At 69.6% G+C, this 12908-nt stretch carries 14 protein-coding genes; 11 read left to right on the forward strand and 3 right to left on the reverse strand.

The window, feature by feature from the left end; genetic code table 11:
- The first annotated feature begins 118 nt into the window (after positions 1-118).
- Genes D7W81_RS33460 through D7W81_RS33480 form a run of 5 tightly spaced genes read left to right on the forward strand, consistent with a single transcriptional unit; the run spans position 119 to position 4081 of the window.
- Complete coding sequence (locus tag D7W81_RS33460) at positions 119-472, forward strand: TFIIB-type zinc ribbon-containing protein (protein ID WP_120559467.1); 354 nt, start codon at positions 119-121, stop codon at positions 470-472.
- Between the two features lie 26 nt (positions 473-498).
- Positions 499-786, forward strand: a complete 288-nt coding sequence (gatC, locus tag D7W81_RS33465; RefSeq protein WP_120523770.1) for an Asp-tRNA(Asn)/Glu-tRNA(Gln) amidotransferase subunit GatC — start codon at positions 499-501, stop codon at positions 784-786.
- 6 nt (positions 787-792) lie between these two features.
- The gene (gatA, locus tag D7W81_RS33470) at positions 793-2256 is read left to right on the forward strand and encodes an Asp-tRNA(Asn)/Glu-tRNA(Gln) amidotransferase subunit GatA (RefSeq protein ID WP_120559468.1); all 1464 of its coding nucleotides are present in this window, start codon (positions 793-795) and stop codon (positions 2254-2256) included.
- Between the two features lie 27 nt (positions 2257-2283).
- The gene (gene gatB / locus D7W81_RS33475; RefSeq protein WP_120559469.1) at positions 2284-3729 is read left to right on the forward strand and encodes an Asp-tRNA(Asn)/Glu-tRNA(Gln) amidotransferase subunit GatB; all 1446 of its coding nucleotides are present in this window, start codon (positions 2284-2286) and stop codon (positions 3727-3729) included.
- Between the two features lie 7 nt (positions 3730-3736).
- On the forward strand, positions 3737-4081 hold the full coding sequence (locus tag D7W81_RS33480; protein WP_120559470.1) for a hypothetical protein: 345 nt from the start codon (positions 3737-3739) through the stop codon (positions 4079-4081).
- Here the strand turns inward: D7W81_RS33480 and D7W81_RS33485 are convergent.
- Positions 4065-5102 (reverse strand): carbon-nitrogen hydrolase family protein, encoded by a 1038-nt coding sequence (locus tag D7W81_RS33485; protein WP_120559471.1) that lies wholly within the window; start codon positions 5100-5102, stop codon positions 4065-4067. The two genes, D7W81_RS33480 and D7W81_RS33485, sit on opposite strands and share 17 nt — an antisense overlap.
- A 111-nt stretch (positions 5103-5213) precedes the next feature.
- On the opposite strand from D7W81_RS33485, the gene D7W81_RS33490 reads away from it, so the two are divergent.
- A complete protein-coding gene (locus tag D7W81_RS33490) occupies positions 5214-6152 on the forward strand; it encodes a YxiH-YxzG fusion protein (protein WP_147445711.1) in 939 nt (312 codons plus the stop codon).
- Here the strand turns inward: D7W81_RS33490 and D7W81_RS33495 are convergent.
- Positions 6145-7107 carry an isopenicillin N synthase family dioxygenase gene (locus D7W81_RS33495; RefSeq protein ID WP_120559473.1) on the reverse strand — a complete coding sequence of 321 codons (963 nt, stop codon included), beginning with the start codon at positions 7105-7107 and terminating at the stop codon, positions 6145-6147. The two genes, D7W81_RS33490 and D7W81_RS33495, sit on opposite strands and share 8 nt — an antisense overlap.
- A gap of 176 nt (positions 7108-7283) precedes the next feature.
- On the opposite strand from D7W81_RS33495, the gene D7W81_RS33500 reads away from it, so the two are divergent.
- On the forward strand, positions 7284-9323 hold the full coding sequence (locus tag D7W81_RS33500) for a serine/threonine-protein kinase (protein ID WP_208721566.1): 2040 nt from the start codon (positions 7284-7286) through the stop codon (positions 9321-9323).
- Between the two features lie 32 nt (positions 9324-9355).
- Here the strand turns inward: D7W81_RS33500 and D7W81_RS33505 are convergent, their stop codons facing one another.
- Positions 9356-9730 carry a hypothetical protein gene (locus tag D7W81_RS33505; RefSeq protein WP_120559474.1) on the reverse strand — a complete coding sequence of 125 codons (375 nt, stop codon included), beginning with the start codon at positions 9728-9730 and terminating at the stop codon, positions 9356-9358.
- 273 nt (positions 9731-10003) lie between these two features.
- Here D7W81_RS33505 and rplU point away from each other — a divergent pair, with 273 nt between their 5' ends.
- From rplU to D7W81_RS33525, 4 genes are all read left to right on the forward strand, one after another.
- A complete protein-coding gene (gene rplU, locus D7W81_RS33510) occupies positions 10004-10312 on the forward strand; it encodes a 50S ribosomal protein L21 (RefSeq protein ID WP_120559475.1) in 309 nt (102 codons plus the stop codon).
- Between the two features lie 45 nt (positions 10313-10357).
- The gene (gene rpmA, locus D7W81_RS33515) at positions 10358-10630 is read left to right on the forward strand and encodes a 50S ribosomal protein L27 (protein ID WP_120559476.1); all 273 of its coding nucleotides are present in this window, start codon (positions 10358-10360) and stop codon (positions 10628-10630) included.
- 129 nt (positions 10631-10759) lie between these two features.
- Entirely contained in the window at positions 10760-12076 is a 1317-nt protein-coding gene (gene obgE / locus D7W81_RS33520; protein WP_120559477.1) for a GTPase ObgE, read from the forward strand.
- Positions 12077-12080: 4 nt separating this feature from the next.
- On the forward strand, positions 12081-12761 hold the full coding sequence (locus tag D7W81_RS33525; RefSeq protein ID WP_120559478.1) for a TrmH family RNA methyltransferase: 681 nt from the start codon (positions 12081-12083) through the stop codon (positions 12759-12761).
- Positions 12762-12908: the final 147 nt, after the last annotated feature.

The raw sequence follows: 12908 nt of genomic DNA on the forward strand, positions 1-12908 counted from the left end.
GGTCAATTTTCGGGCAGGCGTCCAGGGGGGCTCCGAGGGAGCGGGACAGGGCCTACATTTCGGGCGCGTCCCCATGGCGAGAGGGTATGGTGCCCGCCGCCAAGGAGAACCCAAGACCATGCCTGACCTGAGCCCCGAAAAGCCCTCCCACAACGAAGACGACTACTTCGCGCGCGAGGAGATTGAAGCCAAGCGCAAGCTGGCCCTCCAGCAGTCCCAGGAGATGGCCGTCCATCAGCGCGAGTCGCTCAAGCAGCTGCACTACATGAAGTGCCCCAAGTGCGGCATGGACCTGCAGACGCTCAAGCAGGGCAACGTGGAGCTGGACAGCTGCTTCAACTGTCACGGCGTCTGGCTGGACGCGGGTGAACTGGAGCAGGTCATCAAGCAGCACGGCCACGAGGGCAGCGGCAAGGTGATGAGCGCCGTGCTCAACCTGTTCAAGCGCACGTCGTCCCCGTCATCCCCGTAGCATCGACGTCCGGAGGAGGCTTCCCCATGGCCCTCACGCTCGAGCAGGTCCGGCACGTGGCCACCCTGGCGCGGCTGTCGCTGACGCCGCAGGAGGAGGAGCGCTACGCCACCCAGTTGTCCGCGGTCCTGGACGCGGTGGCGGAGCTGGAAGCGCTCGATGTGAGCCAGGTGGAGCCCACCTCCCACGCGACGCTCGCGTCCTCGCTGTTGCGCGAGGACGTGCTGCGTCCGTCACTGCCCCCGGAAGCAGGGCTCGCCAACGCGCCAGCGAAGGTGGGCACCGCCTTCGCGGTCCCGAAGATCCTGGAGTAGCCCGCCATGTCGTCGCTCACCGACCTGTCGATGCTGGAGCTGGCGGCGAAGCTGGCTTCGCGCGAGGTGTCCTCCGTGGAGGCCACCCAGGCGAGCCTCCAGCGCATCACCCAGGTGGACCCGAAGGTGCGCGCCTTCCTGCGCGTGGATGAGGCTGGGGCGCTCAAGGCCGCCGGGGCCAGTGACTCGCGCCGCAAGGCGGGCAGCCCGCTGAGCGCGCTCGACGGCGTGCCGGTGGGGCTCAAGGACATCTTCCTCACGGAGGGCGTGGCGACCACCTGTGGCTCGCGCATCCTGGAGGGCTTCGTCCCGCCCTACGACGCCACGGTGGTGCGCCTGCTGAAGGAGGCGGGGCTGCCGCTGGTGGGCAAGCTGAACATGGACGAGTTCGCCATGGGCTCGTCCAACGAGTCGAGCGCGTACTTCCCCACCCACAACCCGTGGGACCTGACGCGCACGCCAGGCGGGTCGTCCGGGGGCTCGGCCGCGGCGGTGGCGGCGCGCGAGGTGTTCGGCGCGCTGGGTACCGACACGGGCGGCTCCATCCGCCAGCCCGCGGCGCTCACCAACACCGTGGGGCTCAAGCCCACGTACGGCAGGGTGTCGCGCTACGGCGTCATCGCCTTTGCCTCGTCGTTGGACCAGCCGGGCCCCATGGCGCGCACGGTGGGGGACACCGCGGCGCTGTTCCAGCTCATCGCGCGGCATGATCCGCTCGACTCCACCTCCGCGAACGTGGAGACGCCGGACTGCCTCACGGGGCTGGAGGACGGCGTGCGCGGCCTCAAGCTGGGCGTGCCGCGCGAGTACTTCGCGGACGGCATGGACCCGGAGGTCGCGGGCACGCTGCGCGCGTCGCTGGAGGAGCTGGAGAAGCTGGGCGCGACGCTGGTGGACGTGTCGCTGCCGCACACGAAGTACGCGCTGGCGACGTACTACCTGCTGGCTTCATCGGAGGCGTCCAGCAACCTGGCCCGCTACGACGGCATCCGCTACGGCCAGCGGGCGAAGGACGCGCGCGGGCTCAAGGAGCTGTACACGCAGACGCGAGGGCAGGGCTTCGGCGCGGAGGTGAAGCGCCGCATCATGCTGGGCACCTACGCGCTGTCCGCCGGCTACTACGACGCGTACTACCTGCGCGCGCAGAAGGTCCGCACGCTCATCCGCGAGGACTTCACGAAGGTGTTCCAGCAGGTGGACGCCATCGTGTCGCCCACGTCGCCGGTGCCGGCGTTCAAGCTGGGCGCGAAGGTGGACGACCCGCTGTCCATGTACCTCATGGACGTCTACACGTTGCCCTGCAACCTGGCGGGTCTGCCCGGCCTGTCAGTGCCGTGCGGCTTCACGCAGGCGGGGCTGCCCATTGGCATGCAGCTCTTGGGGCGCCCCTTCGACGAGGCCCGCCTGCTCCGCATCGCCCGCGCGTTCGAGCGCGAGCACGACTTCTTCCGCCGCGCCGCCCCCGTCTAGCGGGCGCGACACAAGGGTGACACCGCCATGCCCCTGAGCGACTTCCAGACGGTCATCGGCCTCGAGGTCCACGCGCAGCTGCTCACGCAGTCGAAGATCTTCTGCGGCTGCTCCACCGCGTTCGGCGCCGAGCCCAACCACCACACCTGCCCGGTGTGCCTGGGCATGCCCGGTGTGCTGCCGGTGCTCAACCAGCGCGTGGTGGAGTACGCGGTGCGCACGGGCCTGGCGCTCGGGTGCACGGTGAAGCCCACGAGCGTGTGGAGCCGGAAGAACTACTTCTACCCGGACCTGCCCAAGGGCTATCAGATCACCCAGTATGATCAGCCCATCTGCGAGTGGGGCGAGCTGATCATCGACACGCCCTCCGGTGAGAAGACGGTGCGCGTGCGGCGCATCCACCTGGAGGAGGACGCGGGCAAGAGTGTGCACGACGCGTCCGCGTCCGCGGGCCAGAGCCTGGTGGACCTGAACCGCGCGGGCGTGCCGCTGATGGAGATTGTCAGCGAGCCGGACCTGCGCGACGCGGACGAGGCGGTGGAGTACCTCAAGGTGCTGCGCGACGTGCTGGTGTACCTGGGCGTCAACGACGGCAACCTGGAGGAGGGCAGCTTCCGCTGCGACGCCAACGTGTCGGTGATGCCCAAGGGCTCCACCACGTACGGACAGCGCTGCGAATTGAAGAACCTCAACTCGTTCCGCTTCCTCAAGCAGGCCATCGAGTACGAGGCCGCGCGGCAGGTGGACGTCCTCGAGTCTGGCGGCAAGGTGGCCCAGGAGACGCGCCTCTGGGACGTGAACAAGGGCGTGACCCGGTCCATGCGCTCCAAGGAGGACGCGCACGACTACCGCTACTTCCCGGAGCCGGACCTGCCGCCGCTCCTGGTGTCGGACGCGCTGCGGGATTCGCAGCGGCAGTCGCTGCCGGAATTGCCGCGCGCCAAGCGCACGCGCTTCATGGGTGAGTACGGCCTGCCGGCCTACGACGCGCGCATCCTCACCGCCGAGCGCCCGCTGGCGGACTTCTTCGAGGCCTGCGCGAAGCACGTCACCGACGCGAAGAAGCTCTCCAACTGGTTCCTGGGCGAATTGAGCCGCCTGCTCAAGGAGGAGGGCACGCCGCTGTCCGCGCTGCGCTTCACCCCGGCGCAGCTGGGCGAGCTGCTGGCCACGGTGGAGAAGGGCACGGTGTCCGCGAACGCGGCGAAGGACGTGCTCGGGGAGATGTTCCGCACCGGCCGCGCGCCGGCGGACATCATCGCGGAGAAGGGCCTCGCGCAGGTGAGCGACGTGGGCGCCGTCGAGGCGGTGGTGGACGACATCCTCGCGAAGAACGCGGGCGAGGTGGAGAAGTACAAGGCCGGCAAGAAGAGCGTGTACGGCTTCTTCGTGGGCCAGGTGATGAAGGCCATGAAGGGCAAGGGCAACCCCGGCCTCGTCAACGAGCTGCTCAAGAAGAAGCTGGGCGAGTAGGGCGCTCGTGGCCCGGCTCCTGACGGTGAACGGTGTCTCGTACCGCTGGAGCCTTCGGGGGCGGCGGGACGCACCGGAGGGAACGGGCTGGCGGCTGCTCACGGTCGTGTGGGCCGAGGCCACCCGGCAGGCGTTGCACGTCCGTGTCCGCCACGATGATCCGTGGCTCCACGTCGACGACGGCGACATGACCGGACTCGTGACTCGCGACGTGGGCCCCGACCTGGTGGCGCGGGTCATCGTGATGGCGCGGGACCTGGGATGGAAGCCGGAGGAGCGCGGCCCCACGCTCGAGTTCGTCCTGGAGGATGACGCGCGGCTCGTTCCCGCGGCGCCTACCGGGGAACAGTGACGTGGAGCACGTCCTCGCCGCGTGGATCCGCGGACCGGGCGAGCACGTGCACGTCGTCCGGCCCCCGGCGCTCCAGGATGAGCGAGGGCGCCTCGAAGGTGTTGTCGAAGAAGCCACCGGTGAGCTGCGAGTTCACCGCGTAGCGCACGCGCTTCAGGGTGCGCAGCTGCGTGAAGAGGCCCTCGTTGAACCACTGCTCGCTGCGCAGCTGCGTCTCACCGGGCGCGTTGAAGGCCCAGGGCGCGTCCCAGCTCCAGGCGTTGGCGGAGGGCTGCGCGAGCACCTCCACGCCCAGCGCGTCCAGGTACTGCGCACAGGGCACGAAATAGGGTTCGCCGGACGTGTGGGGTTCGCGGAAGCCGTCGTAGCAGACGAGCGTCCCCAGCTTCCCGAACGGTGTGTCCAGCACCGGCAGGTCCTCCGGACGGCCCGGGCTCAGGTGCAGCACATCCTCCTGCGTGGGCACCAGGTTCACCTTGCGCGTGACGGCCACGCAGTGGCCATCCGGTGAGAACGTGTAGCTGGTGTTGAAGGTACGCGCGCCCGCGGGCGCGTACTCGGGGGTATCCGGGCCCAGGCGGTTCGTGGGCAGCAGCGCGCTTCCGGCCACCACCCACAGGCCGAAGTCGCGCGCGATGCCAGAGAAGGTCTCGTACATGGCGCGGTGCACGCGGGGCGCCACCGTGGCGTAGAGACACTCCTCCATCGTCGGTGGATGGAAGGCGCTCCACGTGCGGAACATGCCGAGCCACTCCGCGAGCGCCACGCGCGTCAGGGCACCGTTCGTCGTCTTGCAGCGGCGCACGCGCGACAGGTGCCCCATCAATCCCAGCGCCGCGCCCACCATCTCCGGCCAGACGGCCAGCGCGGGGTTCAACGGCCGGCCCGAGGCGTCCCGGGCTCGCAGCGCGTCCGCGCGGGCAGCGAGCGCCCGGTGGTGCGCGGTGAACGCCTCATGTGAGGCGTAGTCGTCGAGCGTGACGCGCGGCTGGATGGCGAACAGGTCGAGGGAGGTGGCCACGGTGCAGCGAAGATGGCACCGGCCCCCCTGACGCGCGAGCCTCCCGGCGGTGGACCGTCAGGTTCCGGCAGTGCCACCGTCGAGCCCGTGCCCGGAGGCCCCGTGACGCCCATGAAGAGGACACTCCACGTTGAAGTGCACCCGTTCGTCGACGCGGCGGAGGCGCTCGTGGGCCGGAAGCCGAAGGCCCGGGGCGTGGGCCCCGACAACACCGTGTGGTGGCTCGCGGACGGGGAGGGCGAAGGGGACGAGGTCCTCCACTTCGCGGACGGCTGGGACACCTGGGAGCGGTTCACGCTGCCCCGAGGTGCACCGGACTTCGACTCCGTCCAGCCGCTTCCCGGCGGCGAGGTGCTGCTCGTGAACGCGCGCTGCCGCTACCTCTCCGACAAGGAGCACGAGCGCAACGCCCACGTCTATTCGCCGGAAGGCGCGTTGCTGCGGGAGCTGACCCTGGGGGACGGCATCGCGGACGTGCAGACGACATCCGATGGACAGGTCTGGATCAGCTACTTCGACGAAGGCGTCTTCGGCAACCGGGGCTGGGGCGACGACGCCACACGCCCGCCCATCGGCGAGGACGGCCTGGTGCGCTTCGATGCCTGGGGGCAGCGGCAGGAGAGCGGCGTGCGGATGGCGCTGCCCGGGGAGCAGCTCATCGTGGACTGCTACGCGCTCAACGTCGCTTCGGAGCAGGAGACCTGGTTCTACAGCTACACGGACTTCCCGCTCGTGCGCATGCGGCCCGGACAGCCCTCCACGGTGTGGCACTCACCGGTACGGGGCGCGCACGCCATCACCGTCAGCGACACGCACGTGCTGTTCGGGGGCGGCTACGACGACGCCTGCCAGCTCCAGCTCTTCACGCTGTACGACCGGGGCCATCAGCGTCTGGGGCCCGTGGCGCGCATCGAACTGACGGACGAAGCGGGACGCGCGTGGCGGCCCTCGTGGCTCAAGGGCCGGGGGCCCTGGCTCCACGGCGCGGAAGGGACTCGCCACTTCCGCGTGCCCATGGAGGAACTGCTCGCCCACGCGGCGGTTACTTGAGGAAGCCCAGCTCGCGCAGGCGCTGCTGGAGGAACGCGTCCGCGGTGATGGGCGGGTGGCGCGCGGGGTTGTCCGGCGTCTCCGTCTGCGGCAGCGGCTTCAGCACGCAGTCGCTGAACGGGTGCACGAAGAAGGGCATCGAGTAGCGCACGGTGTCCTGCTCCGTGCTGGGCGGGTTCACCACCCGGTGCGTGGTGGACGGGATGACGCCGTTCATCACGCGGCTGAGCATGTCGCCCGAGTCCACGACAATCTGCCCGCGCAGCGTGTCCACCGGAATCCATTCGCCGTCGCGCGTGAGCAGCTCCAGGCCGCCGGCCGTGCCCTCGCACAGGAGCGTGATGAAGTTGATGTCCTCGTGCTCCGCGGCGCGCACCGCGCCCGGGATGAAGCGGTCCTTCAACGGCGGGTAGTGGATGAGCCGCAGCACGGAGTTCCCGTCCACCGTCATGTCGCTGAACGTGTTGCGCGCGATGCCCAGGTAGTCCGCCAGCGCCTGGAGCATCACCGTCGCCGCGTCGTCCAGCTCCCGGTAGAGCGTCAGCGTGTGCTCACGGAAGGTGGGCACCTCCTCCGGCCAGACGTTGGCGCCGTAGTCGTCGCGGTACGGGTGGCCCACGGGCAGCTCGCGGCCCACGTGCCAGAACTCCTTCAGGTCCCCCACCTTGCGGTTCTTCGCGTGCTCCTGGCCGAACGCCATGAAGCCCCGCTGCCCCGGACGCTCCGGCACCGCGTAGCGCGTCTTGGTGGACTCCGGCAGCTGGAAGAAGCGCTCCACGTCCGTGTACGTGCGGCGGATGAGCGCGTCCTCGACGCCGTGGCCCTCCACGGTCACGAAGCCGAACTCCTTGAGCGCGTCGCCAAACACCTGGACGAAGCGGGCCCGCTCCTCGGGAGTGCCGGAGCGGTAGTGGGACAGGTTCACGGTGGGGATGCGTCGGGCCGAGCGGGACATGCGCGCATCCTATCCGCGTGACACCTTCCTGACACGTCGCAGTCCTCCGCCCAACCGTCACCCCGGCCCAGGGGCTGGGGACCCTCCTCACTTTGAGACACCCACCCTTGGCGGCAGTAGATGCAGGGCTTCCGGGATGTGCAGATTGGGCGGGGAATTGGCCAGGGGGGCGCGGTATGGCCGAAGTCGCGAGGAACGAGCGCACGTGCACTGCGTGCGGGCGGGGACATGGCGAGGGGACGTCGTGCGACACGCTCGTCCGGGAGGCCGGGGGCGGCGCGGGCAAGGCCGTGGAGGCGCCGGCCGCCGTGGCCGTGGCGGAGGAGGTGGATCCGCTGGTGGGGACCCAGATGGGCAGCTTCCGGCTGGTGCGCCGGGTGGGCCGGGGCGGAATGGGGTCCGTCTACCTGGCCGAGCACGTGTCCATTGGCAGCCGCGTGGCGGTGAAGGTTCTGCACGAACACCTGACGCGCTACCCGGAGCTGGTGCAGCGCTTCCACGCCGAGGCCCGGGCGGTGAACCTCATCGGGCACGAGAACATCGTCAGCATCTTCGACCTCAACGCCACCGCGCCCCGGCCGTACCTCATCATGGAGTTCCTGGAGGGTGCGCCGCTGTCGGCGTGGGTGGGGACGCCGCTGTCCGCCGGGGCGGTGGTGCCCATGCTCACCCAGGTGTGTGACGCGCTGCATGCGGCGCACGCGCGGGGCATCGTCCACCGCGACCTGAAGCCGGACAACATCTTCCTGGTGAAGCGTGGGCGGGGGATGCCGTTCGTGAAGGTGCTCGACTTCGGCATCGCGAAGCTGGTGGACGCGAGCATGCCGGAGACGGTGGCGGGCATCATCGTGGGGACGCCGGAGTACATGGCTCCGGAGCAGTCCCTGAGCCGGCGCCTGGACGGCCGCGCGGACCTGTACGCGGTGGGCGTCATCGCCTACCAGCTGCTCACCGGGCGGCTGCCCTTTCCCGACGAGGGGCTCACCGCCCAGCTCGTGGCGCACCAGACGCGGCAGCCACCGGCCCCGCGCTCCATCTGCCCCGCGGTGCCAGCCTCGGTGGAGGCGGTGGTGCTGCGCGCGCTGGCGAAGAGTCCGGAGGAGCGCTTCCCGAACGCGCTCGCCCTGCGCGCCGCGCTGGAGCAGGCCCTCGCCCTGCGGCCGCCTCCGTCACGCGCGGCCGTGGGGGTTCCCCGTCCCGGACCGGGAGGAGCACTTCCGGGAACGCCCGCCATGGGCCCCCGGCGCACCCCGCCATCGGCCCCTCCGGGCACGGCCGGGGGCAAGACGCTCCCGGTGCCCGTGCAGGTGGTGCTCCAGCCGGGCGCGCAGCCCCGGGCCTTCACGGGCTCCGACCTGACGCGCGGCGGGGTCTTCCTGCATGCGGCGGGGGAGCTGCCCCCGCTGTTCGCCCAGGTCCAGGTGGTGCTGCCCCTGTCCTCGGGGCCGCAGTCCGTCACGTGCGAGGTGGTGCGCCACGTCTCGCCCGAGCAGGCCCAGGCCTGGAGCATGCGCCCGGGCTTCGGCGTGCAGTTCGTCGCGCCGTCCACCGCGCTGAAGGCCCGCGTGGAGCAGCACCTGGCCGGGGCCCTGGCCTCACCGGCCCCCGCGCCCCGGGACCCGCCGGACGACCCCGAGGCCGAACGCGTCCTGACGATGTGGCGGGGGCAGCTGGCAGGGGAGGGCACCCACTACTCGGTGCTGGGCCTCTCTCCGGACGTGGATCTGGAGTCCGCGAGGGAGCGGGCGCGGGAGCTGTGGACCGCCCTGTCCGCGCTGCGGCAGCGGCCCCTGTCCCGTGGGCAGCGCTCGCGCCTGGAGTCCATGCTGATCCGCGTGAGGGACGCGGGCGACACCCTGGGGGTGCCGCTGCGCCGGGCCCGCTACGACGCCCGCCTGGGCAACGCCCGGGGCGTGGCGCGGTGCCTGGACGCCGGGCTCACCGCGGCCCAGACGGACGCCCTGCGCCGCGAGTTCCTGGCCGAGCAGCCCCGGGCAGTGGGCACCGCGCGGGTGCACTTCCTCACCGGCAACGCGCTGGAGCGCGACGGCCAGCTCCAGCGGGCCCTGGAGTCCTACGAGCGGGGCCTGGAGCTGGACCCCCTGGACTGGGAGTACCAGCAGCGCCGCCGCGTGGTGGACCGGGCGCTGGGCGCTCGCCTGTCTGGCGCCCGAAATGAAAGGGCCCGATTCCCTGGGGAGGGAACCGGGCCCTGACTACCAGGTTGGACCTGGGAGGTGACTGACGACTACTCGCCAGCGGCCGCGTTGCAGGCGGCGCTCACGGAGGTCAGGTTGCTGGCGCACGCGAAGACGCGCAGGGCGAAGGCCTGCTGCTCGGCCTCGGACTTGTCGGCGCAGCCCTTCACGTCGGCCACGCAGTCGGCGTACTTCTCGAAGGCCTCCTTGTCGGCGTCCGAGCAGCTCTCGGTCGCCGTCTCACACTGCTCGCGCTCGGCGTCCGTGACTTCCTTGTCGTCCGCGTCGATGGTCAGGCCACACTCCTCCGCCTTGTCCGCGGACTCCTTGGAGACGTCCTCGAGCTGATCGCAGATGCTGCCGCCGCCGCAAGCGGTGAGCGTGAGCGAAGCCATGGCCGCCAGACCGAACAGGATCTTCTTCATGATGGTTCTCCCCCTCAGGGATGAGGTACAAGTGGAAAGCAAGCGGCGCGCATCCTAACGAGCGCTCGCGTGCGGTCCAGTGGACTTTATTCCGGGAATTCTATTCAAAAGCAAATAGGAGTCTTGGGGGCGGGTTGATCCGCCAACTGCCTTGACTCCCCCCAGGGTTTCCCGTAAGTCCCGCCGTCTTTTAGCGCGCCGGCCGGTTCTCCGTCCGAAATGCGCGTTGGATTCCATGGGTTGAACCAACCCGAAGCTGACAGGGGTTCGACGATGTACGCAGTCATTCGCACGGGCGGAAAGCAGTACCGCGTCGCCGAGGGCGACGTTATCCGGATCGAGAAGATCGCTGGTGACATCGGCGCCGAGGTCTCGTTCACCGAGGTCCTCCTGCTGGGTGGCTCTGAGAGCCCGAAGGTGGGCCAGCCGACGGTGGCGGGCGCGAAGGTCGTGGGCAAGGTGCTGGCGCAGGACAAGCACCGCCGCGTCCTGCACTTCCGCAAGGAGAAGGAAGGCTGGACCCGCCGTCGGGGTCACCGCCAGTCGTACACCGAGGTGAAGGTCTCCTCGATCTCCGGCTAGTCGCCTTTCCGGTCATTCCCACACGAACTTCAAGGAGCAGGTGTCATGGCCCATAAAAAAGGTCAGGGTTCTTCGCGCAACGGGCGTGATTCGAACCCGCAGTACCGCGGCGTCAAGGTGTACGGCGGTGAGACCATCACGGCGGGCAGCATCCTCGTCCGTCAGGTCGGCACGGTCATCCACCCGGGCACGAACGTGAAGCTCGGCCGCGACTTCACCCTCTTTTCGACGGTGGACGGCGTGGTGAAGTACGAGCGCCTCGGCCGCGACAAGAAGAAGGTTTCGGTGTACCCGGCCGCCGCAGAGGCGAGCGCCTAGTCGGTTGCCCTGGGGAGACCCGGGGCACGGTCATTACCGAGCGGGTCGTTCCTGGTCCTTTCGTTCCCTTGGGAACGGGTGGATGCGAGGACGGCCCGCTTTGTGTTTTTCCAGGAGGGCGGTCGCCCCATGAAGTTCGTCGACGAAGTACGCATCTACGTGAAGGCGGGAGACGGCGGGAACGGTGCCGTGGCCTTCCGGCGGGAGAAGTTCATCGAGCGCGGCGGCCCCAACGGCGGGGATGGCGGCAACGGCGGCTCGGTGATGTTCGTGGCGAATCCGCAGCTGACCACGCTCCTGGACTACCGCTATCAGCAGCACCACCGTGCCAAGAACGGCGAGCACGGCATGGGCAGCGACTGCAACGGCCACGGCGCCGAGGACATGGTCCTCCAGGTGCCGGTGGGCACGTTGATCCGCGACGAGAATACCGGCGAGCTGCTGGTGGATCTGAGCGACCCGGGCCAGCAGTACGTGGCGGCCAAGGGCGGCCGGGGCGGCCTGGGCAACATGAACTTCGCCACCTCCACGCGCCAGACGCCGCGCTTCGCGCAGGACGGCGGGAAGGGTGAGGAAGTCACCCTGCGGCTGGAGCTGAAGCTGCTGGCGGACGTGGGCCTGCTGGGCTTCCCCAACGCGGGCAAGAGCACGTTCATCTCGCGGGTGAGCCGGGCCCGGCCGAAGGTGGCGGACTACCCGTTCACCACGCTGGTGCCGAACCTGGGCATGGTCCAGTACAAGGACAACCTGTCCTTCGTCATGGCGGACATCCCCGGCATCATCGAGGGCGCCAGCGAGGGCGTGGGCCTGGGCCACCAGTTCCTGCGCCACGTGGAGCGCTGCAAGGTGCTGGTGCACCTCATCGACATGGGCGCCGAGGGTGAGGGCCGCAAGCCGCTGGACGACTTCAACATCCTCAACGCGGAGTTGAAGAAGTACAGCGCGGAGCTGGCCAGCAAGCCGCAGGTGGTGGCCGCCAACAAGCTGGACCTGACCGAGGCCCGTGAGCGCCTGGGGCCCTTCACGGAGGCGTTGCGCCGCCGGGGCATTCGCGTGTTCCCGGTGTCCTGCGCCACGGGCGAGGGCATGCAGCCCCTGATGGACGCGGTGGCGGAGGTGCTCTTCACCGGCCGCACCGGGAAGATTCACGTCGAGATGCCGACGACGAGGTCCGCCGCCAAGGCTCCGGCGAAGAAGGCTGCCGCGAAGAAGGCTCCGGTGAAGAAGGCGGGCGCCGCGAAGAAGGCTCCGGCGAAGAAGGCTCCGGTGAAGAAGGCCGCCGCGAAGAAGGCTCCGGCGAAGAAGGCTGCCGCGAAGAAGGCCGCGCGCAAGCCCGTGGCGAAGAAGGCCACGCGCAAGGCACCGGCGAAGAAGGCGGTTCGCAAGGCCCCGGCGAAGAAGGCCGCCCGGAAGGCACCGGCGAAGAAGTCCGGCGGGAGGCGCTAAGCCGATGGCTGGTGGAGGCCCCCGCTACGAGAAGTTCGAGCGCGACGTCGTCGAGCCGGAGCAGTTCCTGCTCGACGTGCGGAAGGAGAAGATCGACCGCGTCGTCAGCCAGCGCACGCGCAACTTCGTGGTGGTCCTCGACCGGCTGGAGGACAACTTCAACATGGCCGCGGTGCTGCGCACCTGCGAGTCCATGGGCGTGCAGGAGGTGCACGTCGTCGTCAACCCGGAAGCGCCCTTCATCCCCAACCTGCGGGTGGCCCAGGGCTGCGACAAGTGGTTGGACGTGCACCTCTACAAGACGTTCGCGGAGTGCCGCGAGCACCTGAAGGGGCGGGGCTTCAGCCTCTACGCGTCGGCGCTGCGCGAGGGGGCCACCAACCTCTACAGCCTGCGCTTCGACACGAAGTTCGCCATGGTGTTCGGCAACGAGCGCTATGGCGTGAGCGACGACGTGCTCACCGGCGTGGACGGCACCTTCTGGGTGCCCATGAAGGGCTTCAGCCAGAGCCTGAACATCTCCGCGGCGGCGTCCGCCAGCATCACCCGGGCGATCGCCTGGCGGGACGAGCACCTGGGGAGCTCCGGGGACCTGTCCCCCGAGGAGGCCCAGGAATTGCGCGAGCGCTTCTACCTGCTGGGCGTGAAGCAGCGGAAGCGTCTGGTCAAAGCCACACAGCGGTGAATGCTGGCCCCCCGGGGTCCGTCCGGATGCGGTAGATGGACCCTGCGGGCACCCCGGGTGCCCGCTCCGGAGGCGCACGCCATGTTGCTGGAATCCCTGCTCTTCACGCTGCTCACGCACTGTCTCTTATACACAGCTCCGAGCCCA

The organism is Corallococcus aberystwythensis (assembly GCF_003612165.1).
In the GTDB taxonomy this organism is placed as follows: Bacteria; Myxococcota; Myxococcia; order Myxococcales; family Myxococcaceae; genus Corallococcus; species Corallococcus aberystwythensis.